The sequence below is a fragment of the Cysteiniphilum sp. JM-1 genome, assembly GCF_008711525.1.
Lineage (GTDB): Bacteria > Pseudomonadota > Gammaproteobacteria > Francisellales > Francisellaceae > Caedibacter.
Genome location: NZ_VXKS01000004.1, coordinates 1 through 21252, shown reverse-complemented (window position 1 = coordinate 21252; position 21252 = coordinate 1). Strand labels below are relative to the sequence as shown.

Annotated in this window: 34 protein-coding genes and 1 tRNA gene; 29 read left to right on the top strand and 6 right to left on the bottom strand. The window is 39.9% G+C overall.

What is annotated here, in order from left to right:
• The first annotated feature begins 12 nt into the window (after positions 1 to 12).
• The 26 genes from rplB (at position 13) to F3D68_RS02235 (ending at position 12319) form a co-directional block, all read left to right on the top strand.
• Entirely contained in the window at positions 13 to 837 is an 825-nt protein-coding gene (rplB, locus tag F3D68_RS02360) for a 50S ribosomal protein L2 (protein WP_117001411.1), read from the top strand.
• Positions 838 to 853: 16 nt separating this feature from the next.
• Entirely contained in the window at positions 854 to 1132 is a 279-nt protein-coding gene (gene rpsS, locus F3D68_RS02355) for a 30S ribosomal protein S19 (RefSeq protein ID WP_117001410.1), read from the top strand.
• Between the two features lie 12 nt (positions 1133 to 1144).
• The gene (rplV, locus tag F3D68_RS02350) at positions 1145 to 1480 is read left to right on the top strand and encodes a 50S ribosomal protein L22 (RefSeq protein ID WP_117001409.1); all 336 of its coding nucleotides are present in this window, start codon (positions 1145 to 1147) and stop codon (positions 1478 to 1480) included.
• A gap of 10 nt (positions 1481 to 1490) precedes the next feature.
• Entirely contained in the window at positions 1491 to 2192 is a 702-nt protein-coding gene (gene rpsC / locus F3D68_RS02345; RefSeq protein ID WP_117001408.1) for a 30S ribosomal protein S3, read from the top strand.
• Positions 2192 to 2605, top strand: a complete 414-nt coding sequence (gene rplP, locus F3D68_RS02340; protein WP_117001407.1) for a 50S ribosomal protein L16 — start codon at positions 2192 to 2194, stop codon at positions 2603 to 2605. The genes rpsC and rplP overlap by 1 nt, the downstream gene beginning before the upstream one ends.
• Positions 2605 to 2814 carry a 50S ribosomal protein L29 gene (gene rpmC / locus F3D68_RS02335; protein WP_151192903.1) on the top strand — a complete coding sequence of 70 codons (210 nt, stop codon included), beginning with the start codon at positions 2605 to 2607 and terminating at the stop codon, positions 2812 to 2814. The genes rplP and rpmC overlap by 1 nt, the downstream gene beginning before the upstream one ends.
• A gap of 2 nt (positions 2815 to 2816) precedes the next feature.
• Positions 2817 to 3068, top strand: a complete 252-nt coding sequence (gene rpsQ, locus F3D68_RS02330; protein ID WP_117001405.1) for a 30S ribosomal protein S17 — start codon at positions 2817 to 2819, stop codon at positions 3066 to 3068.
• Between the two features lie 142 nt (positions 3069 to 3210).
• Positions 3211 to 3579 carry a 50S ribosomal protein L14 gene (gene rplN, locus F3D68_RS02325; RefSeq protein ID WP_117001404.1) on the top strand — a complete coding sequence of 123 codons (369 nt, stop codon included), beginning with the start codon at positions 3211 to 3213 and terminating at the stop codon, positions 3577 to 3579.
• Positions 3580 to 3597: 18 nt separating this feature from the next.
• Complete coding sequence (rplX, locus tag F3D68_RS02320; RefSeq protein WP_117001403.1) at positions 3598 to 3921, top strand: 50S ribosomal protein L24; 324 nt, start codon at positions 3598 to 3600, stop codon at positions 3919 to 3921.
• A 10-nt stretch (positions 3922 to 3931) separates the two neighbouring features.
• Entirely contained in the window at positions 3932 to 4471 is a 540-nt protein-coding gene (gene rplE / locus F3D68_RS02315; protein ID WP_117001402.1) for a 50S ribosomal protein L5, read from the top strand.
• Between the two features lie 14 nt (positions 4472 to 4485).
• Positions 4486 to 4791 carry a 30S ribosomal protein S14 gene (rpsN, locus tag F3D68_RS02310; protein ID WP_117001401.1) on the top strand — a complete coding sequence of 102 codons (306 nt, stop codon included), beginning with the start codon at positions 4486 to 4488 and terminating at the stop codon, positions 4789 to 4791.
• Between the two features lie 17 nt (positions 4792 to 4808).
• Entirely contained in the window at positions 4809 to 5201 is a 393-nt protein-coding gene (gene rpsH, locus F3D68_RS02305; RefSeq protein ID WP_117001400.1) for a 30S ribosomal protein S8, read from the top strand.
• 15 nt (positions 5202 to 5216) lie between these two features.
• Complete coding sequence (rplF, locus tag F3D68_RS02300; protein WP_117001399.1) at positions 5217 to 5753, top strand: 50S ribosomal protein L6; 537 nt, start codon at positions 5217 to 5219, stop codon at positions 5751 to 5753.
• 13 nt (positions 5754 to 5766) lie between these two features.
• On the top strand, positions 5767 to 6120 hold the full coding sequence (rplR, locus tag F3D68_RS02295; protein WP_117001398.1) for a 50S ribosomal protein L18: 354 nt from the start codon (positions 5767 to 5769) through the stop codon (positions 6118 to 6120).
• Between the two features lie 16 nt (positions 6121 to 6136).
• Entirely contained in the window at positions 6137 to 6637 is a 501-nt protein-coding gene (gene rpsE / locus F3D68_RS02290) for a 30S ribosomal protein S5 (RefSeq protein WP_151192902.1), read from the top strand.
• Positions 6638 to 6642: 5 nt separating this feature from the next.
• Positions 6643 to 6828 carry a 50S ribosomal protein L30 gene (gene rpmD / locus F3D68_RS02285; RefSeq protein WP_151192901.1) on the top strand — a complete coding sequence of 62 codons (186 nt, stop codon included), beginning with the start codon at positions 6643 to 6645 and terminating at the stop codon, positions 6826 to 6828.
• Positions 6829 to 6833: 5 nt separating this feature from the next.
• Positions 6834 to 7265 (top strand): 50S ribosomal protein L15, encoded by a 432-nt coding sequence (rplO, locus tag F3D68_RS02280; RefSeq protein WP_117001395.1) that lies wholly within the window; start codon positions 6834 to 6836, stop codon positions 7263 to 7265.
• A 7-nt stretch (positions 7266 to 7272) separates the two neighbouring features.
• Positions 7273 to 8604 (top strand): preprotein translocase subunit SecY, encoded by a 1332-nt coding sequence (secY, locus tag F3D68_RS02275; RefSeq protein WP_117001394.1) that lies wholly within the window; start codon positions 7273 to 7275, stop codon positions 8602 to 8604.
• A gap of 24 nt (positions 8605 to 8628) precedes the next feature.
• Positions 8629 to 8742, top strand: a complete 114-nt coding sequence (gene rpmJ / locus F3D68_RS02270) for a 50S ribosomal protein L36 (RefSeq protein WP_003017816.1) — start codon at positions 8629 to 8631, stop codon at positions 8740 to 8742.
• Between the two features lie 109 nt (positions 8743 to 8851).
• The gene (rpsM, locus tag F3D68_RS02265; protein ID WP_117001393.1) at positions 8852 to 9208 is read left to right on the top strand and encodes a 30S ribosomal protein S13; all 357 of its coding nucleotides are present in this window, start codon (positions 8852 to 8854) and stop codon (positions 9206 to 9208) included.
• Positions 9209 to 9238: 30 nt separating this feature from the next.
• Positions 9239 to 9625 (top strand): 30S ribosomal protein S11, encoded by a 387-nt coding sequence (gene rpsK, locus F3D68_RS02260; protein ID WP_117001392.1) that lies wholly within the window; start codon positions 9239 to 9241, stop codon positions 9623 to 9625.
• A gap of 18 nt (positions 9626 to 9643) precedes the next feature.
• Entirely contained in the window at positions 9644 to 10264 is a 621-nt protein-coding gene (gene rpsD, locus F3D68_RS02255; RefSeq protein ID WP_117001391.1) for a 30S ribosomal protein S4, read from the top strand.
• A gap of 21 nt (positions 10265 to 10285) precedes the next feature.
• Complete coding sequence (locus F3D68_RS02250; protein ID WP_151192900.1) at positions 10286 to 11260, top strand: DNA-directed RNA polymerase subunit alpha; 975 nt, start codon at positions 10286 to 10288, stop codon at positions 11258 to 11260.
• A gap of 29 nt (positions 11261 to 11289) precedes the next feature.
• Positions 11290 to 11733, top strand: coding sequence for a 50S ribosomal protein L17 (rplQ, locus tag F3D68_RS02245; RefSeq protein ID WP_117001389.1), 444 nt, complete (start codon positions 11290 to 11292; stop codon positions 11731 to 11733).
• Positions 11734 to 11804: 71 nt separating this feature from the next.
• A complete protein-coding gene (locus F3D68_RS02240) occupies positions 11805 to 12128 on the top strand; it encodes a putative quinol monooxygenase (RefSeq protein ID WP_151192899.1) in 324 nt (107 codons plus the stop codon).
• Positions 12129 to 12243: 115 nt separating this feature from the next.
• Positions 12244 to 12319, top strand: a tRNA-Lys gene (locus tag F3D68_RS02235).
• Here F3D68_RS02235 and F3D68_RS02230 read toward each other — a convergent pair.
• Both F3D68_RS02230 and F3D68_RS02225 read right to left on the bottom strand, forming a co-directional pair.
• Positions 12320 to 13495: an MFS transporter gene (locus tag F3D68_RS02230; RefSeq protein ID WP_151192898.1), complete on the bottom strand. Its 1176-nt coding sequence runs from the start codon at positions 13493 to 13495 to the stop codon at positions 12320 to 12322.
• A 122-nt stretch (positions 13496 to 13617) separates the two neighbouring features.
• Entirely contained in the window at positions 13618 to 14343 is a 726-nt protein-coding gene (locus tag F3D68_RS02225) for an outer membrane beta-barrel protein (RefSeq protein WP_191092669.1), read from the bottom strand.
• Positions 14344 to 14501: 158 nt separating this feature from the next.
• On the opposite strand from F3D68_RS02225, the gene F3D68_RS02220 reads away from it, so the two are divergent.
• Positions 14502 to 15749, top strand: coding sequence for an MFS transporter (locus tag F3D68_RS02220; protein ID WP_151192896.1), 1248 nt, complete (start codon positions 14502 to 14504; stop codon positions 15747 to 15749).
• 9 nt (positions 15750 to 15758) lie between these two features.
• Here F3D68_RS02220 and F3D68_RS02215 read toward each other — a convergent pair whose 3' ends face one another.
• Entirely contained in the window at positions 15759 to 16064 is a 306-nt protein-coding gene (locus F3D68_RS02215; protein WP_151192895.1) for a hypothetical protein, read from the bottom strand.
• Positions 16065 to 16137: 73 nt separating this feature from the next.
• A complete protein-coding gene (locus tag F3D68_RS02210; RefSeq protein WP_151192894.1) occupies positions 16138 to 17679 on the bottom strand; it encodes an APC family permease in 1542 nt (513 codons plus the stop codon).
• A gap of 216 nt (positions 17680 to 17895) precedes the next feature.
• Here F3D68_RS02210 and F3D68_RS02205 point away from each other — a divergent pair, with 216 nt between their 5' ends.
• Both F3D68_RS02205 and rlmKL read left to right on the top strand, forming a co-directional pair.
• On the top strand, positions 17896 to 18327 hold the full coding sequence (locus F3D68_RS02205) for a nuclear transport factor 2 family protein (RefSeq protein WP_151192893.1): 432 nt from the start codon (positions 17896 to 17898) through the stop codon (positions 18325 to 18327).
• An 89-nt stretch (positions 18328 to 18416) separates the two neighbouring features.
• Positions 18417 to 20642, top strand: coding sequence for a bifunctional 23S rRNA (guanine(2069)-N(7))-methyltransferase RlmK/23S rRNA (guanine(2445)-N(2))-methyltransferase RlmL (rlmKL, locus tag F3D68_RS02200; protein WP_151192892.1), 2226 nt, complete (start codon positions 18417 to 18419; stop codon positions 20640 to 20642).
• Here rlmKL and F3D68_RS02195 read toward each other — a convergent pair.
• Together F3D68_RS02195 and F3D68_RS02190 are read right to left on the bottom strand one after the other, a co-directional pair.
• Positions 20622 to 20978 carry a helix-turn-helix domain-containing protein gene (locus F3D68_RS02195; RefSeq protein ID WP_224728209.1) on the bottom strand — a complete coding sequence of 119 codons (357 nt, stop codon included), beginning with the start codon at positions 20976 to 20978 and terminating at the stop codon, positions 20622 to 20624. The two genes, rlmKL and F3D68_RS02195, sit on opposite strands and share 21 nt — an antisense overlap.
• A gap of 1 nt (position 20979) precedes the next feature.
• On the bottom strand, positions 20980 to 21252 hold a 273-nt coding region (locus tag F3D68_RS02190), incomplete at its 5' end, for an integrase core domain-containing protein (RefSeq protein WP_151192891.1).

The following is a 21252-nucleotide window of genomic DNA, read 5'->3' as shown; positions in this document are numbered from 1 at the left end:
CGGTGAGGATAGATAATGAAAATAGTTAAAGCAAAACCAACCTCTCCTGGTCGTCGCTTTGTTGTTCAGATCCAAAACCCTGAGCTTCACAAAGGTAGACCTTTTGCTGGATTAGTTGAGAGTAAATCTAAAAACGCAGGTCGTAACAACCAAGGTCGTATTACTGTTCGTCATCAAGGTGGCGGTCATAAGCAAAACTACCGTGTTATTGACTTTAAGCGTGTTAAAGATGGTATTCCAGCTAAAGTTGAACGTATCGAGTATGATCCAAATCGTACAGCAAATATCGCATTATTGTTGTATAAAGATGGTGAAAGAAGATACATGATTGCACCAAAAGGTTTAACGGCTGGTATGGAAGTTGTTTCTGGTGAGCACGTCTCAATCAAGCCAGGTAACTGTATGCCAATCCGTAACATTCCGCTTGGTACGGTTGTTCATAACGTTGAATTAAAGCCTGGCAAGGGTGCGCAAATGGCGCGTTCTGCTGGAACTTCAGTTCAAATCGTTGGTAAAGATAATGCTTATGCGATCGTGCGCTTGCGTTCAGGTGAAATGCGCAAAGTATTATTAGGTTGTCGCGCAGTAATTGGAACTGTTTCTAATTCTGAGCACAACTTAAGATCAATCGGTAAAGCAGGTGCTAATCGTTGGCGTGGTATTCGTCCTACTGTACGTGGTGTTGCGATGAACCCGGTTGATCACCCACATGGTGGTGGTGAAGGTCGTACTTCTGGTGGCCGTCATCCTGTAACGCCTTGGGGTGTGAAGACTAAAGGTAAGAAGACACGTACAAATAAGCGTTCTAACAAGCTAATTGTACAAAGACGTAAATAATTAAAGGGAGAATACTGTGGCTCGTTCATTAAAGAAAGGACCTTTTGTAGATCATCACCTATTAAAGAAAGTGTTTGATGCGCAAGAGTCTAATTCAAAAAAGCCAATCAAAACTTGGTCTAGAAGATCAATGATTGTGCCAGATATGATTGGTTTAACAATCGCTGTGCATAATGGTCATCAACATGTTCCAGTTCTTGTAACTGAAAACATGATTGGGCACAAGTTAGGCGAGTTTGCTGTGACACGTAATTACCGTGGTCATGCAGCAGATAAAAAAGCTAAGAAAAAATAATTGAGGTTTTCAATGGAAGTTCAAGCTAAATTAAAACATGCGCGAATTTCAGCTCAAAAAGCACGTTTGGTCGCTGACCAAATTCGTGGTTTGCCAGTTGAAAGAGCGTTAAACCTTCTTTCTTTTAGCAATAAAAAAGCTGCTGAATTGATCAAAGGTGTCTTAACGTCGGCTATCGCTAACGCTGAGCATAACGATGGTATGGATATTGACGAGCTGTATGTTTCTACAGTGCACGTTGATGAAGGTTCAACCATGAAACGTTTTGAAGCTCGCGCTAAAGGTCGTGGTAATCGTATTTTAAAACGCACTTCTCACGTTACTGTGAAAGTGGCAGAAAAAAATTAAGGGGCACTAAATGGGTCAGAAGGTTCATCCTACCGGTATACGCCTAGGTTTTATTAAAGACTGGCGTTCAGTATGGTATGCAGATGCAAAAGATTATGCAGATAAGTTAAACTCCGATATCGAAGTACGTAACTATCTTCATAAAAAACTAGCCAATGCTTCAGTGAGTAAGATCAAGATCGAGCGTCCAGCGCAAAATGCTAAAGTGACTATTTTCACTGCGCGTCCTGGTATTGTGATTGGTAAGAAAGGTGAAGACGTTGAAGTGTTACGCAATGAATTAACCAAAAAAATGGGCGTGCCTGTTCAGGTTAATATCGAAGAAATCCGTAAGCCTGAGTTAGATGCTCAATTGGTTGCTGATGGGATTGCGCAACAATTAGAAAAGCGTGTTATGTTCCGCCGTGCGATGAAGCGTGCGATTCAAACTGCTATGAAAATGGGCGCTGAAGGTATTAAGGTATCGATCGCTGGTCGTTTAGGTGGTGCGGAAATCGCGCGTACTGAATGGGCAAAAGAAGGTCGTATTCCACTTCATACATTCCGTGCTGATATTGATTATGCAACATCTGAAGCTTTAACAACTTACGGTATCCTAGGTGTTAAAGTATGGATATTCAAAGGTGAAGTTCTTCCAGGTCAAGAGCGTAAAGTTGACGCAGCGACTGAAGATAAAGCGCCAAAGAAAGCAAAAAGAAGAGGGGCTAAATAATGTTACAGCCTAAGCGTACTAAATTCCGTAAACAGCAAAAATTACGTAACCGTGGTCTTGCTTTGCGTGGTAATAAGGTGAGTTTTGGTGAGTTTGGTTTGCAAGCGACTGCTCGTGGTCGTTTGACAGCGCGCCAAATCGAAGCAGGCCGTCGTGCGATTAACCGTCACATTCGTCGTGGTGGTAAAGTATGGATTCGCGTATTCCCAGACAAGCCAATTACTGAGAAGCCATTAGAAGTTCGTATGGGTAAAGGTAAAGGTAACGTTGAGTACTGGGTAGCGCAGATCAAGCCAGGCAAGATGCTTTATGAAATCCAAGGTGTGACGGAAGAAATGGCTAGAGCCGCTTTTGCGCGTGCCGCAGCTAAGCTTCCTTTTGCAACTACATTCGCAGAAAAAACGGTGATGTAATGAAAGCTATTGAAAAAATTAAAGAACTAAAAGCAAAATCAGCTGAAGAGTTGAAGGCGCATAAGATTGATTTGTTGAAAGAGCAGTTTAACTTGCGTATGCAAAAAGGAACTGGGCAATTAACACAGAATCATATGTTTAAAAACATTCGTCGTGATATTGCTCGCATTAATACGATTTTGTCTGAAAAACAAAAAGTGGGTAACTAGAGATGAGTGATAAAATAAGAACGTTACTTGGCAAAGTAACCAGCGATAAGATGGATAAAACGATCACGGTCGTTGTAGATCGTAAGGTTAAGCATCCGTTATATGGTAAGTTCGTAACTAAATCGACTAAGTACCATGCGCATGATGAAGCAAACGAGTGCAACGAAGGTGATACGGTTGAGATCACTGAAACAAGACCTTACTCAAAAACTAAAAAGTGGCGTTTGGTTTCAATCGTAGAGCGTGCAAAATAATAAAAATGTAATCATAAAACAGCTTGCGTGGAGGAGGTTATTCTCTATGCAAATTGTCAAATTGCAATTTTAATTTTTGTTGTTATAATAGTGCGTCTTTTGACGCCACTATTTAGAAATTGACGTAAGTGAGGTATATAAAATGATTCAGATGCAAACTGAACTTCAAGTTGCTGATAATAGTGGCGCTCGTAGGGTAGAATGTATCAAAGTGTTGGGTGGTTCTCATCGCAGATACGCAAGTGTTGGTGATGTGATCAAAGTTTCTGTTAAAGAAGCGAACCCACGCGGTAAGGTAAAAAAAGGAAGCGTATATAGTGCGGTTGTGGTTAGAACAGCAAAAGGTGTTCGTCGTCGCGATGGTTCTGTTTTACGCTTTGATGGTAATGCTGTTGTTCTTTTGAATAACAACAACCAACCTATTGGTACGCGTATATTCGGTCCTGTGACACGTGAGCTACGTAGTGAACAATTTATGAAGATTGTTTCACTTGCCCCTGAAGTGTTATAAGTTGGAGTATAACAGAGAATGAATAGACTGAAGAAAGGCGATGATGTTGTAATTATCGCTGGTAAAGACAAAGGTCGTAGAGGAACAATAGTCACTGTGCTTTCTGAAGAGAATCGCGTAGTGGTGGAAGGTGTTAATCTTGTCAAGAAACATGTAAAGCCTAACCCGAATAAAGGGGTTGAGGGTGGCATTATCGAGAAAGAAGCATCTATTCACGCATCTAATGTTGCTTTATATAACCCTGCTACAAAGAAAGCTGACCGTGTTGGCGTTAAATTTGTAGAAGATGGTAATAAAAAAGTTCGCTATTTCAAGTCAAATGGCGAACTAGTAGATCTATAGGTAGTAAAATATGGCAAGGCTAAAAGCTTTCTATCAAGAAAAAGTAGTTCCACAGCTTAAAGATGAGCTAGGTGTAGCTAATGTGATGGAAATTCCACGCATTACTAAAATCACGCTTAATATGGGTGTTGGTGAAGCTGCAAAAGATAAAAAAGCGTTAGAGCACGCGGTAAGAGACTTAGAAGCAATCGCAGGTCAAAAGGCTGTGATTACTAAAACTAAAAAATCTATCGCTGGCTTTAAGATTCGTGATGGTTGGCCAATTGGCGCGAAGGTAACTTTGCGTGGCGAGCGTATGTATGAATTCTTAGATCGTTTAGTATCGATTGCAATCCCACGTGTCCGCGATTTCCGTGGTTTAAACCCTAAATCATTTGATGGGCGTGGTAATTACAGTATGGGTATGCGCGAGCAAATCGCTTTTCCAGAAATTGATTACGATAAAGTTGATAGTATTCGTGGTTTAGATATCACAATTACAACAACTGCTAAGAGTAATGAACACGGTAAAGCGCTATTGACAGCGTTTAACTTCCCGCTGAAATCTTAAGGAGTAACCTTACAATGGCAAAACTTGGAATGATCCAAAGAGAATTAAAAAGACAAAGACTAGTTGCTAAATATGCTCAAAAAAGAGCTGAGCTTAAAGCAATTATTCTAAGTCCAGATGCCACTGATGATCAAAAGTGGGATGCGCAAATTAAATTGCAAAAGCTTCCAGTGAATTCATCACCTTCACGTTTACAAACGCGCTGCCGTATTACCGGTAGACCGCATGCTGTTTACAAGAAGTTTGGTTTATGCCGTAACAAGTTGCGTGAGCACGCAATGGTTGGTGATGTTCCTGGCTTGAAAAAAGCTAGCTGGTAATAGAAGGATTAAATTTTATGAGTATGCAAGATCCTATTGCAGATATGCTAACAAGAATTAGAAATGGTTTGTCTGCACATAAGACAACTGTTTCTATGCCTTTATCTAAGAAGAAAAAAGCAATTGCTGATCTTCTTGTTGCAGAAGGTTTTATCAAGAGTGTTAATGTTTCTGAAGAAAATAACGGTACGCTTAGTGTTGAGCTTAAATATCACCAAGGGCAACCTGTGATTGAAATGCTTAAGCGTGTAAGTCGCCCTGGTCTTCGTATTTACAAGACGGCAAGTGAACTTCCTAAAGTTCATGGTGGCTTTGGTGTGGCTGTGATTTCAACTTCTAAAGGTCTTATGAGCGACAGAAAAGCGCGTTCAGAAGGCGTTGGTGGTGAAATAATTTGCTACGTAGCATAAAACAGGAGATTTTTAATGTCTAGAGTTGGTAAAAAGCCTGTTGCTATTCCTAGCGGTGTCACAGTTGCAGTAGCAAATGATAACCTTGTTACCGTTAAGGGTGCCAAAGGCGAACTAGTTAAAAAAATTAATAATGCAGTGACAATTGAAGTTGCAGATAAAATCATCAATGTTAAGCCAAACGATGAGTCTAAAACTGCTAACATGCAATCAGGTACTGCGCGTGCTGTGATTAACAACATGGTTATTGGTGTTAGTCAAGGCTTTGAGAAGAAGTTACAATTGGTTGGTGTTGGTTACCGTGCTAAGGCTCAAGGTAATAGCGTTAACTTAACGCTTGGTTTCTCTCATCCAGTTGATCATGCGTTACCACAAGGCGTGACAGCTGAGACACCTTCACAAACTGAAATCGTTTTGAAGAGTGCCAATAAAGAGCTACTTGGTAAAGTTGCAGCAGATATCCGTGCTTATCGTCAACCTGAAGTCTATAAAGGCAAGGGTGTTCGTTATGCGGATGAAAGAGTAATCACCAAAGAAGCTAAGAAAAAATAAGTGAGTTAGAACTATGGATAAGAAAATTGCTCGTTTACGTCGTGCAAAACGTACACGCATTAAACTTAAAGAGCTAAATCAAGTTCGTTTATGCATACATAGAACACCTAAGCATATGTATGCTCAAATTATTTCTGGCAATGGTGCTCAGGTTTTAGTGCAAGCTTCAACACTTGAGCAAGCTGTGAAAGGCGATTGCGCTTATACTGGCAACGTTGCTGCTGCAGTTGTTGTTGGTAAGATAATTGCGCAGCGTGCTGTTGAGAAAGGTATTGAACAGGTTGCTTTTGATCGTTCAGGCTTTAAATATCACGGCCGCGTAAAAGCACTAGCTGATTCAGCTAGAGAAAATGGTTTGAAATTTTAATTAAAGGCGACTGATAATGGCAGATAATATGCAAAAAACTGACGGCTTGATCGAAAAGTTAGTCAGCGTTAAAAGACATGCCAAAACAGTTAAAGGCGGCAGAATCATGAGCTTTGCTGCTTTAGTTGTTGTTGGTGATGGAAATGGCCGAGTCGGTATTGGTAGAGGTAAATCTCGTGAAGTACCTGTGGCAATCCAAAAAGCAATGGAAAACGCACGTCGCAATATGGAAACAGTTAACCTAAATGGTGATACTTTATGGTATCCAACAACTGCTAGCCATGGCGCGTCTAAAGTATTCATGCAGCCAGCATCTCAGGGTACAGGTATTATTGCCGGTGGTGCGATGCGTGCAGTATTTGAAGTGGTAGGTGTTCATAACGTCTTAGCTAAGACTTATGGTTCAACTAACCCAATCAACGTTGTTCGTGCAACTATCAATGGTTTAAGCAACCTTAAATCTCCTGAGGAGATTGCAGAGAAGCGTGGCTTAAGCGTTGAAGCAATTCAAGGGTAAGTACGATGACTGATAATAAGACTTTTAAAGTAACGTTGACGAAAAGCCTAATTGGTCGCCAAGCGTCACACAAAGCGTGTGCAAACGGTCTAGGTTTACGTAAAATTCGCCAAAGTGTAGAAGTGATTGATACGCCTGCTAATCGCGGTATGGCAAACAAGATCAACTACATGGTGAAGATAGAGGGGTAATATCAATGAGATTAAATACAATTTCTCCAGCGCCGGGTTCAAAGCCTGCTGCAAAGCGCCTTGGTCGTGGTATCGGTAGTGGTCTTGGTAAGACTTCTGGTCGTGGTCACAAAGGGCAAAAAGCACGCTCTGGCGGTTACCATAAAGTTGGTTTTGAAGGCGGTCAGATGCCTTTACAAAGAAGACTACCTAAATTTGGTTTTACTTCACAAAAAGCAAAATATGTTGCTGAAATCAGATTGCATGAATTAAATGTAATCGAAGCTGACGTAGTGACTCTGGATGCATTAAAGCAAGCAGGTATTATACGTAAAGATATGCTTGAAGCGCGTATTATTGCAAGTGGTGAAATCAATAAACCAGTTACTATTAATGGTTTGCATTGCACAAAAGGTGCAAAAGCAGCTATTGAATCTGCTGGTGGCAAGGTAGAGTAATATTGCTATGGCAACACAAAATCTTAAAAAAGGTGGCGGACTTAAGGAATTAAGACAACGCCTTCTTTTTGTCTTATTAGGCATTATTGTCTTTAGACTAGGTGTCTATATCCCGATCCCATATATTGATGCCGATCAGTTAAGCAAGTTAATGTCAGCGCAATACGCTGGTGGCAACGGGCTTTTGAGCATGTTTAACATGTTCTCAGGTGGCGCACTTGAGAAGCTAAGTATCTTCGCATTAGGTGTTATGCCTTATATTTCAGCGTCGATTATCTTCCAAATGATGAGTGCGGTTTCACCAAAGCTGATGGAGCTCAAAAAAGAAGGGGAATCAGGGCAGAAGAAAATAACGCAATACACAAGATATGCGACTTTGGCGCTAGCGTTAGTGCAATCGTTTGGTATCGCAGTTTATACGTTTAATCAGCCTGGACTCGTGGATATTGACTCAAGATTTTTGTTTTATTTTGCCGCAATTATCTCAATGACAACAGGCAGTATGTTTTTGATGTGGTTGGGTGAGCAGATGACTGAACGTGGTATTGGTAATGGTATCTCATTACTAATCTTCTCAGGTATTGTTGCCAACCTGCCATTTGAAATTAGCACAACGATTTCACAAGCTAACCAAGGCGCAATTTCATACCTAACTGTTTGGGTGTTGCTAGTTATTTTACTAGCGGTTGTTGCTTTTGTTGTTTTTGTCGAACGTGCTCAACGTCGTATTACGGTTAACTATGCTAAACGTCAGCAAGGTCGTAAGATGATGGCGCCACAAACAAGTCATTTACCATTAAAACTAAATATGGCGGGTGTGATTCCGCCTATTTTCGCATCATCTATTTTGATGGTTCCAGGGATGCTTTCTAATTGGTTTGCATCTTCACCGTCATTAGGATGGTTGGCTGAAATTGGTGAAGCGCTTCAACCAGGTAGCTTGCTGTATACCTTAATTTTTGCAGCAGCGATTATTTTCTTTTGTTTCTTCTATACGGCGCTTGTTTTCAATCCGAAAGAAACAGCAGATAATCTTAAGCGTTCTGGGGCGTTTATTACTGGGGTTAGACCTGGTGAACAAACAGCAAAATATATTGACTCGGTCATGAGTAAGTTAACACTTATTGGTTCGATCTATATTACCGCAATTTGTTTATTACCAATTTTTGTTATGAACTTTTTTGGTCATGGGTTGTCGTTTACATTTGGCGGAACATCGCTATTGATCGTCGTGGTTGTGATCATGGATTTCATGGCGCAAGTGCAATCACATATGATGTCAACTCAGTATGACTCACTGTTAAAGAAAGCAAATTTGAGTAATTACGGTAAATTATAATTTTAACAAGAATGAGGTAATCAGATGAAAGTCAGAGCTTCTGTGAAGAAGATGTGTAGAAACTGTAAAGTGATCAAGCGTAATCGTGTGGTGCGTGTGATCTGTACTGATCCAAGACACAAACAGCGTCAAGGTTAATAATTAGACATGGTGGCTTGCTTTTTCATAAAAAAAGCGTTATATTCGACCGCCGTGCCAAATTAACTAATAATTTTAAGATATTAATAAAGTAAATGGAGTATTGTAAATGGCTCGTATAGCTGGGATTAACGTTCCTGATCATAAGCATGCTGATGTTGCCTTAACAGCGATTTATGGTATTGGGCGTCCACGCGCAATTAAAATATGTGCTGCGTGTAACATTGAACCAAGCAACAAAATCAAAGACTTGACAGAAGAGCAGATCGAGTTATTGAGAAGTGAAGTTGCCAAGTTTACAGTGGAAGGTGATCTTCGTCGTGAAGTATCAATGAACATTAAGCGTTTAATGGATCTAGGTACATATCGTGGTCGTAGACATCGCCGTAATCTGCCTGTAAGAGGTCAGCGTACTAAGACGAATGCTCGTACGCGTAAAGGACCAAGAAAGCCAATTAGGGCATAAGTACAATTATAACAAATAGGAATCAAACTTATGGCAAAAGCTGTAAAGCCTAAGAAGAAAATCAAGAAGAGCGTACCGGATGCGATTGCGCATATCCACGCTTCTTTCAACAACACGATTATCACTATTACGGATCGTCAAGGTAATGCGTTGTCTTGGGCGACTTCTGGTGGTAGTGGTTTTAGAGGTTCTCGTAAGAGTACACCTTTTGCAGCACAGGTTGCCGCTGAAAGAGCAGGTGATGTTGCGCTTGAGTATGGTGTGAAAAACGTAGATGTTCTTGTGAAAGGTCCTGGACCTGGACGCGAATCTGCGGTACGCGCTTTAAATGCAAAAGGCTTCAAAGTGACGAGCATTACGGATGTAACACCGTTACCGCATAACGGTTGCCGTCCTCCGAAAAAACGTCGTGTATAAGATTTTAAGGTAAGTGAAATGGCTAGATACTTAGGACCTAAGTGTAAGCTTTCTCGTAGAGAAGGTACTGATCTTCAGCTAAAAAGCGGTGTAAGATCGATCGAAGAAAAATGTAAAATCAACACGCAGCCTGGTCAACACGGTGCAAAAAGAGCGCGCCTATCTGACTACGGTTTGCAATTGCGTGAAAAACAAAAAGTACGTCGTATTTATGGCATACTTGAGAACCAATTTAAGCGTTATTATGTTGAAGCGGCAAGACGCAAAGGTAATACAGGTGCAAACCTGCTTGAGCTTTTAGAAGGTCGTTTGGACAATGTTGTTTTCCGCATGGGCTTTGGTGCAACACGTGCAGAAGCGCGTCAGTTAGTAACACACAAAGGCATCTTGGTAAATGGCAAAGCATGTAATATCCCTTCATATGCTTTACAAGCGGGTGACATTGTTGCAGTTCGTGAAAAATCGAAGAAGCAATTGCGTATTCAAAGCGCATTAGAACTTGCTAAGCAACGTGGTACTTTATCTTGGATTGAAGTAGATGAAGCAAAAGTTGAAGGTGCTTTCAAGTCTAAGCCAGAGCGTGCTGAATTATCTGCTGATATCAATGAGCAGCTAATTGTTGAATTGTACTCTAAATAATAGATAAACGGAGAGCAGTTAATGCATACTTGTCCAACTGAAGCTTACAAACCACAAATTGGCAGTGTTACTGAGGTTAAAAATAACCACTTTAAAGTGGTGCTTGAGCCGTTAGCTGTTGGTTTTGGTCATGTAATGGGAAATGCTCTCAGAAGAATTTTATTATCTTCTATACCGGGTTCTGCAGTAACAGAAGCGCAGCTTGAAGGCGCTTTGCATGAATACTGCACCATCGAAGGTGTACAAGAAGATGTTGTAGAAATTCTGCTTAATCTAAAAAAACTGGCTATTAGTTTACAAGATGAAACAGAAGAAGCGTATTTGACAATCACTAAAGCAGGTCCTTCAAAATTATTGGCGAAAGATCTTGAAGTTAGTGGTAATGTCAAAGTATCAGATCCTAATTATGTCATTGCTAATCTTAACGAAGGTGGCAAGCTTAATATGTCGCTTAAAGTGACCAAGGGTCGTGGATTTGTGCCATCTACAGTTTATACACAAGCAGCAGTTGAAGAATTGTTGGTTGGCTATATTCCATTAGATGCCGCTTATAATCCGATTCTAGATGTTTCTTTTACCGTTTCAGCTTTAAATGATAATAGCGAGAAATTAGAAATTTATATGCGTACTAAAGGTACGATTAAGCCTGAGGTGGCAATTGAGTTAGCGATGACTTATTTCTATGAGCAGATCGCTGTATTTGTAGATTTGAAAGCACCACTAGGTCGCAAATCTGCACAAGATGCCCCTGAAATCGATCCTTTATTACTTAGACCTGTTGAAGACTTAGAATTAACGGTCAGATCAGCGAACTGTCTAAAAGCTCAAAATATTCGTTATTTGGGCGATTTGGTGCAATTCCCTGAGTCAGACTTAATGCGCATTCCAAACTTGGGGCGTAAGTCTTTGAATGAAATAAAAGCTGTGTTAGCTGAAAGAGGCCTTTCTTTAGGTGTCAGAATTGACAACTGGCCGCCAGAGCAGCTTAGTAAGTAATATATAATTTTAACTAGAAGGAAATTACTATGCGTCATCGTAAGAGTGGTCGTAAGTTTAATAGAACAAGCAGCCATCGCAAAGCGATGTTTAGAAACATGTCAGCTTCATTGTTAAAGCATGAGCTGATCAAAACAACTTTGCCTAAAGCAAAAGAGTTAAGAGGCTTTATCGAGCCTTTAATTACGCTTGCAAAGCGTGAAGTTGAGCTGCGCAAATCAACAACTGATCATGATAATAATGAGTTCAAAGGTCAAGTAGTTGCTTTAAGACGTCAAGCTTTTAATTACCTACGTAATAAAGAAGCGGTTAAGAAGCTATTTGAAGAAATCGGACCACGTTATGAAGCTCGTCCAGGTGGTTATACACGCGTACTTAAGTGTGGTTTCCGCTTTGGTGATAAAGCACCTATGGCGTTTATCGAGCTAGTTGATCGTCCACAAGTAGAAGTTGAAGAAGCAGTAGAAGCTTAATCTAAAACTTTTATTGCTAACTATAAAACCTGCTATTGCAGGTTTTTTTTGCCCAAAATAGGGAGGTTAAGATGTTGAAAATCGTATCAAATAGCGAAGTCATTTGTATTGCTAGTATGCGAGTACGTAAAGAAAATCTAGCACAAGTATTAGCGATATTTCAGACATTAAAGTCAGCAAGCGCACAAGAGCCTGATTGTTTGCGCTATGAATTGCATCAAGATATTGATGATCCGGAGGTGTTTACTTTTATTGAGTATTATCGCGATATGGCAGCATTTGATTTTCACTGTGAGCAGACGTATACCAAGCATTATGTCGATGAAGTATTGCCAAATTTAGTGGAGGATTTTAAGTATAGCCTGCACCATGAGGTTGCATTAGTTGCTGAGTAAATCTACAGGATATAGCTTCTGTTTGACTGTAAAAAGTACAGATTTAAAATTCACTGGAATTAATTGAAAAAAGCCCTTGCAATAAGGGGTTGAGCCGTTATAATAGCTCTTCGTCGGGTCGTTAGCTCAGTCGGTAGAGCAGTTGGCTTTTAACCAATTGGTCGCAGGTTCGAATCCTGCACGACCCACCATCAAGATTGATTATCTCTTTTTAGAAAAATTCCCGAAATTATATTAATGGCGATAAACGCAATAAGTATCAGACTAAATTGTAGTGCGCTATCTCCAGGTAAATAACCCATAATAATGACCGCAAGCATTGCTGAGCCCATATTCATAAAGCTCATCATGGATGAAGCAGATGCTTTATCATTAATCGCTGATGAAGCAAACAGTGTTGCACTTGGGAATAATAATCCGCTGAAGTAATACAATACTGCGCAAATAAGAAAGAACACTAATGCTCGAGCATTAAATTGAACGCTAAGATAAAGCAATATTGCGCCAATAAAAATAATAGCAATGGCAACCATAATAATCTTATTGGCATCAAATCGATGCAGTATGCGGGGTGCGCTTAAGCCACTTATTAGTGTGCCGGCTAGTGCGATTAAATTCCAATAGCCATATTCGCTAGGTGTCAAATGCAGCATGTGTTGTGCGATCATTGGTGCCGCTGCTGCGTAGCCATAGGATACCGTTGAGCATAAGCCAATAATCAAAGCATAGTGACGTAAACGATGATTTTTTAATGCATGTGCGTATCTTTGGGCAATGGCTATTGGATGTAATGAGTGTTTTTCTTGTAGTGTTTCATGGAACAAAAACGTTGATAAATAAGCGAGTGCACCATGAATAAACAAGATAAAAAATAGATCTTGCCACTGTAAGTATTGCGTCACAACACCACCGAGAGTGACAGCAATACCAATCCCGAGCATAAAAGACAGCATGGAATAAGAGATTGCTTTCTTTGCTTGCGCTTCATTCAAGAGCTCATTGACTAACGTGAAAGTACACGCCAAGCCTGCAGAAGAACCAAGTGCGGTAATAACCCGACCTAAAAGTAACAAGCTATAGCTATGGAGCATGTTGGTTGCCGCGATATAGCATATAACCAAACCGATTAAGTTAATGACAAAACCAAAGCGAATGGCTTTGAGTCTGCCAAAACGATTGGCAAGTGGGGCATAAATCAGCTGACCAAAAACATAGCCAAATAAAAAAATGCCGACAAACCATGAGAGGCTGGAAGTGTCAAGTGAGTAAAATTTGCCAATTTGTGGCAATGCAGGTGTAAGTATTACTGCAGATACCGAAGCAATGGACAGATAGCTTAATAGTATGGCGATTTTATAAGTTTTCATAATGATATCCTGAATATAATGTGTTCAGAATTGTATGTGCGATGATGTAAATTAACAATATCTGGAAATATTGACATAGGTTAAGTTGATTTAAACAATAGATATGTTTGTGATGGATGTAGTTAATCTGATGGTGTGCCGTAAATACGTTGCTTGGCAAGTGCTTCACCCATTGGGAATTGATAGCGTAAGCCAAGGCTAAATATTTGAATAGGTAATGGTTTGGAGTTGTCATTATCAATTGTCGCATTACCAAATGTGCGTAAATAACTTGCCGATAGGCTTAAGCTTCTCGTTAACTGAACATCCATGGCTAAGCGCATGGCAGGTTGAAAGCCTGATAGTGTTCCATCACTGGCAATTGGTGTGCTAAAACCACTTAAATTAGCTTTGTACGTTTGGTTTAAAAAGGTAGCGCCTCCTGCGGCTGAAAAGCTTAAACGATTAAATGGTTGGTATTTTAAACCCAGTAATATCGGCACATACAGTGAGCGCTCAATCTTAAAGCTGCCATGCGCGGTTGCTGATGTCAATGTGCTAGTAGTGGTGGCGTTACTATCGTATAGGGAGCTAGTAAAACCAATGCCAAGCATAGCTTCTAGTGACAGATCATAACCTAGATCAGCGCCAAGACCTGCAAGCATACTCGCGCTAAAGGCATTGGAGCTTTCACCATTATTGGCTGTTGTATGATTGGGTAGCGAGAACTGATTCCAATCAAGTGAGCTTGGGCTATTGGCATAGCCGCCGTTGACATCAACAAAGCCATAAGACAGTGTTTCATAAGCATAACTACTTACTGAGCTTGCACATAAAGCTAAACTCAATATTGAGATTATTTTCTTCATAGGGATCTTCATTACCTTAGTTTTTCATCATCCTAGCTTAAGCTTAGCTTATAACTTTCTAAAAAGAGAGACATCTCAATATAAAAATATACTTCTTTTGCGAAAAAATGGCTGTTAATATAACGCCTTATGTCTAAAAAAGAAGAAACAGAAAACACATGTCGATCAAAAATATCAAAGGCTATGCTTGGATTGTTATTGTTCTTAGCTCATTTTTATTATTTTATAAGTATATTGCATTGGTCTTTCCAAGTTTGATCGCCGGTGATATCAAACTGCATTTTGGTATTAACTCAGCACAAATGGGGTTTCTGTCGGCGGTTTTTTTGTATTGTGTGCTGTTTATCCAGCCGTTTGCTGGATTGCTTCTTGATCGTTTTGGCTGTCGCAATGTCAGTACGGTGTCATTGCTTATCAGTGCGTTTGGGGTCTTGCTGTTTGCAGCATCTAATCATATTGCTTTTGCCTTTATCGGGCGCTTGATGATGGGGCTAGGTGTTGCGTTTGCCACAGTGAGTTATATGAAAGCAGCAGCGACATGGTTTGATGAAAAAGGTTTCTCTGTTGCCAGTAGTTTATTATTAACTGCGGCAATGGCTGGAGCTGTCGTTGGGCAAGCGCCCTTGTCGGCTTTATTTAATAGTGTTGGTTGGCAAGAGGGTCTATATTACTGTGCCATTATTGGCGTTGTTTTTGCGATTGTTTATTGGCTTATTGTGCGTGATGATCCTGAAGAGGGGCATGCTAATTTAGCGGAGGAGCAAGCAGCGCAAAATGAGCAAAAAAATATTTTAAAGATGATCAAAAAGGTCATCAGTTCACGCAATAATTGGTTACTTATGGCATATTCTGGTTTGATCTTCACCACGATTGATGCCTTTGGTGGGTTGTGGGGAAATAGCTTTTTTGTTCAAAAATATGCGTTAACAACAACACAAGCCAGTTACTTTATTTCGTGTATTTTTATCGGTATGGGGATAGGTGCGCCGATCATGGGGAAATTATCGGTTAAGATCCGCTGTGTGCCGATTATGTTTTGCTGCACACTGATTGGTTTTGTATCTTTGCTGGCTATTTTGTATTTGCATTTAAATACAACGTTGTTAGTTATTGCTTGTCTTGCTTATGGCATTGTAACGAGCTCATTTATGTTGGTCTTTGTCGTTGGACGTAAGGTGAATCCTTTATGGGTGATGGCGACTGCTGTAGCATTGATCAATACCGGAGAGCCAATCTTTGGCGGCACCTTTGAAGGACTTGTTGGCATGATTTTAGATCATTTGCAACCGGATGTCTTGGGTGCTAATTATAGTGTATCAAGCTATGAAGTGGCTTTTAGTATTTTGCCTGGAAGCATTATTTTGGCATTACTCACCTTATGTTTTGTGCGTGAGAGTAAGCACTAAAAAACGCATTTATTGATTCATAAAATCTTGGCGTTGTTGAGAGATCTCTTGCTGTGTTTGCCAAATGCTAGGCTTATTTTGATTCTTTTGAGATATATTGTTTTGACCATTATCAATAGTAGTAACTAAACCGTATTGCGTATTATAGGTTTGGGTTTTAAAGCCGGCTTTTTGTAAAGCGATCGCTGAGCTGGTTGCCACAACGGTGTTAACCGTGGCATAGGTCATCGCCTTATCAAAGTTTGCATCAGCATAACCTATCCCCGTCATAATAACGGTGAGTCCTGTGATAATGGATACAATGTGTCGACGCATAAATAAACCTTGTCACTTAAGAGTAAGCTCAAGTCTAGTGACTTGATGCTCAGTTGTCTATGCGTTGGAGAAATTACTGGTGATTTCTTTGCTTTCCTTCTGACTTCTGTGCAACAAGCACGAAATAAAACAGTGCGCTTAACATAAGAAATACAATATAAAACGCGGTGTAATTGGCAAAGTGATTGTAAATAATGCCGGCAACTAATTCAAATGCCAAGAATACAAAAATCCCCCACGAGCCAACAATCATTTCTTTGACGAGTTTATTGTCGTGTGTTTTTATTTTCATGCCAGCGTATAGTACAAAAAATGCCAAGTGTAGAATAAGTGCCACAGCTAAATTGATAATACCTGAGATCATTAATAAGTAGCTTAAGAATAAAAAGATCACAAATGAGAATACTTGCGGAAATGGCAAATAGCTTATCGTTAAGGGATTGCTTTTATTGGCTTTGAGCTTGCTGTAAGCAATTGGCAAAGCAATACATGAAATCAAAATAAACGTAGTGGTTAACGAAGCAATAAGCTGCCAGTTTCTAAAGAAAATAATCAAAATCAATGAGCAGACAAAGGTGAAAATCAAGCAAATGCGCGACATGCCAATTTGTTCATTGATCTTGCCAAAGACTTTGGGTACTTGACCGTGCTTACCCATCTCATTGAGCATGCGCGTGCTCGCACCAGTATAAATGATCCCCGTGCCTGAAGGGCTGATAAAAGCGTCAGCGTATAGAACAACGGCCAAGGCATTTAAGCCAATAAGACCTGTTAATTGTGCTAATGGTGATTCAAAATTAAGTCCTGCCCAGCCATTATCAAGCATATGCGGTGGTAGCGCGCCAATAAAAGCAATTTGTAAGAGCAAATAGATGCCAAGCACAATGAGTACACTGCTAATTAACGCTATAGGCACATTGCGTTTAGGGTTTTTAAGCTCTGCGGTAAAACTAACCGCTGTTTGGAATCCAAAGAATGAATAAAAGATACCGCAGCTGACAATCGCACCAAATATACTGCTACTGCCAAAAGGTATAAAACTGGCATTTTGTGCGGTGAAATTACTGCTATGAAATGCAGCAAGCAGCATAAGAACAGCAGTGACGATAGGGATAATAATCTTGATTGTCGTAATGGAGTTGTTAATCTTCGCAAAAAAATGAATACCCCAGTAATTGATCAGTGTATAAATCAACATAAACACGCCAACCACAGCAACACCCGCTAAGGTTAATGAGCCATTGGCAAATATATATGGCGTCATCGGTTTATAGATAGATGCGATATACTGCGTAGTTGCCATGGCTTCAGACGGAATAACAATCAAGCCTAACAGCCAGTTTGAGATGCCGGTAACAAAGCCAAAGTGTGGGTTATGTGAAATACTGATTAATCGTGTAAAAAGGCCATTGACTGGATATTTTATGGCGATTTCTGCTAGTAATAATGCCATGATCAGCACGGCAAGTGCGCCGATGATCCATGACAAAATTGAAGCACCACCTGCAGCTTTCGATGCATAGTATGAGGCAAACAACCAACCGCTACCCATCATTGTGCCAATACTAATGGCAATTGCCGAGAACAGCCCCGGCTGATTTAGTTTCTTCTCCATACCCTCTCCCCTGATATTTGGTTAGAACCTTTTAGATAATATTAGAAAAGTAATTTTATAACAAGAAATGATGTGGCTTAAATTTTGTTTTGATACGGGGTTGACTGTGTCCGATAAAAGCAACCATTGGTCTTAATGCGCATAAAATACGAATTATGATAAAGATATAATGTGCTTCAGTTAAGACAAGATAAACCAGTATTAAAGGAGACTGTAATGAATAGAAAAACAATTACTGAAACAAGACAAGAACATTGCCCAGATAAGAAAGAGCTATTAGTACGGATATTTAAGATCATTTTTGAAAAAGATGGTTTTGATGAAGCAGATATTCATAAATACTTTCACCCTGATTACACGCAGTATGTTGATGGCAAAATACTGAAATTTGATAACCTTATCGCGCATATTAAAGCGCTCAAGTCAACGGTAAGTCAGGTGAAGATTCACTTTGAACATTTAATCGAAGAGGGTAATAAAGTATGTAGTGTGCACTATCCTGAGGCTAAGAAAATTAATGGAATGATCATTAAAGCGAAAGTTATTGCAATGTTTGAGTTTAAAGGTGATCAACTAATACTCTGTGATGAGTTGACACACTTAATAGAAGGAGATAAAGAAGATGAGGACTTAGGTTCTAGGCATTGATTTAGTAAAAATGCCTCGCAATTAAACACCGCAAAATAATTTATAAGTGGTATAATCCCCAGATTGAATTTTTAGCGATTATTTTTCTAATGGATATTTCACTTACTACTGAGAATGTAGAGCAAACCAAATTGTTAAGCTTTTTTGCAAGCTGTGCCAAGGGCATTGAACTGTTACTAAAAGATGAGCTGTTAGCACTAGGCGTTGATGAAGCGCGCGAGAAGCTTGCGGGTGTTGAGTTTGAAGCCGATCTTGCCACTGCATATAAGGTGTGTTTATGGTCACGTCTTGCCAATCAGGTGCATCGCAAATTGCATGTGGCTAAATTTGACAGTGCTGATGCTTTTTATAATGAGCTTTACTCGTTACCTTGGGCGAGTTTCTTTGATGTTACACAGTCAATTAAAATTGAGCTTTCTGGTAAACATCAAGTGTTTAATAACACTCAATTTGCCGCACAAAAAGCAAAGGATGCGGTGGTTGATTATTTCCGTGATCAGACGGATGAGCGCCCAAACGTTGATTTAGAGCATCCAGATATTGTCATCAATATCCATTTGCAAAAAGGCATGGCATTTATTTATTTGTCATTGACAGGGCAAAGCTTACATCGTCGAGGCTATCGCTTAGCACAAGGTGAGGCACCATTGAAAGAGACTTTAGCTGCCGCACTACTTGTCAAAAGTGGCTGGTTAGATGAGCTTAAAAAAGATCAAGTGAACTTTATCGATCCAATGTGTGGTTCAGGGACGATCTTAATTGAGGCGGCGATGATGGCATATGAAATTGCGCCAAATCTTACGCGTGATACGTTTTGTTTTATGCATTGGCGTGATTTTGATCATAATGCATGGCAGGCACTAAAGTCAGAAGCGTTAATGCGCAAAAATATGGGCAAAGAGAAAAGCAATATAACCTTAATTGGCTATGACGATGATATGCGCGTACTGGACAAAGCACGACAAAATATAGACAGAGCTGATCTTGTTGGTGCGATTGAAGTGTTTGTGCAGGATGTCAGAGATTTTGCTAATGATGCGCACGAAAAAACAGGTTTTATCTTGACCAACCCCCCCTATGGTGAGCGTTTGTACCATGGTCGACCGGAAAAACTGCGTGGATTATTTAGCGGGTTTGGCAAGGCATTAATACGTGATTTCAGTGGCTGGAAGGTGTCGATATTCAGTGCGGCAAGTGAACCGGTGAGAGCACTTGGTTTAAGAGCGATGAAAGTTAATAAGTTCTTCAACGGAGCGCTTGAGACGATGCTTTATCAATTTGAAGTGTCTGACCAGTGGGTGATGCAGCATGAATCTGCGACACAGAAATTAACGCGTCAAGCTAAGAATGCAGTTTTGCAAGATGATGGACATTTGGCATTTAAAAATCGTTTATTAAAGAATTATCAACAAATCCAAAAATGGGCGCAGCAGCAGGAGCTTGAGTGTTATCGTATCTATGATGCGGACTTGCCTGAATACGCGGTGGCAATTGATCTTTATAATACCCATGTGCATGTACAAGAGTATCAAATGGGTAAAACAGTTGATGAAAAACTTGCACAAAAGCGTCTGTTGCAAGCAGTTTATCACATTGCTGAAGTGTTAGAGGTTAGATATGAACATATTCATTTAAAAACACGCCAGCGACAAAAGGGTGATAGTCAATATCAAAGGCAGGCAATAACCGATAAGTTCCATGTGGTTAAAGAACATGATGCTTTGTTTTATGTGAATTTTGACGATTATTTAGATACTGGTCTTTTTTTAGATCACCGTAAAATGCGTCAAATTGTGGCAAAAGCCGCTCAAGGCAAAACGTTATTAAACCTGTTTTCTTATACATGCTCGGCAAGTGTGCATGCCGCATTGGTGGGGGCTCAAGTTGTGAGCGTTGATATGTCAAAGACCTATCTAGATTGGGGAAAACGCAATTTTCACTTGAATAAACTAAACATTGATCAGCATGTATTTATTCAAGCGGATTGCTTTACGTGGCTTAAAGAAGCCGTTAAAGCGCGTAAACAATTTGATGTAATCTTCTTAGATCCTCCCACATTTTCTAACTCTAAGCGTATGCAAAATGTCTTGGATGTACAGCGTGATCACGTGGAATTAATTGAGCTGGCTATGCGACTTTTAACAAGAAAAGGCGTGTTATATTTCTCTAATAACTATCGCAAGTTTAAATTTGATGAAGGGCTTCAGGCAAAATATGATTGCCAAAACATTGATGATAAATGCTTGTCACGCGATTTTCTCAGAAGACCAACAATCCATCATTGTTGGCAGATTTCAGCTAAATCGAATGGTTAGCTTTTTCCCCAACGCATGAGCTATTTTTGAGAGCAGGTTAAACGAGGGTAGCCTTGTATCAGAGCCGCTTTCAAGACGAGAAATAACTTGCTGTGTAGTATTTGATTTCTCAGCGAGTTCTTTTTGACTAAGCCCTGACTCAATTCTTAGCTGATAAGCAAGTTGGGCAACTTCGTTAATATAGCGTTCTTGTTCAAAATCTATGCTGAATTGCTTGTCATGTTCCATTTGCTCTTTGATGGCTGATTGGATGCTTGATCCAATATGTTTATTTTTCATTTCTATTCTACCCCAAAGTGTCAATACAGTTTTTTGAAAATTCTTATTCCTATACATGTCATGCAACCTGCAATGTTTTTTGCATCTGACTTTTAAAGTCAATAGCACCTTCTTTGTACACATTTATTGGTTTTTTGTATCCCAAGCTCTCATGAAATCTACGGTGATTATAAAAATCAATATAATCAGCAAGATCAGACCTAAGCTCAGGCAAAGAACCATATTCATTAAGATAAATTCGCTCGCATTTTGCACTGCGCCAAAAACGCTCAATACAAATGTTATCAGTAGCTCGACCCTTGCCATCCATTGAGATAGTAATACCTCTACT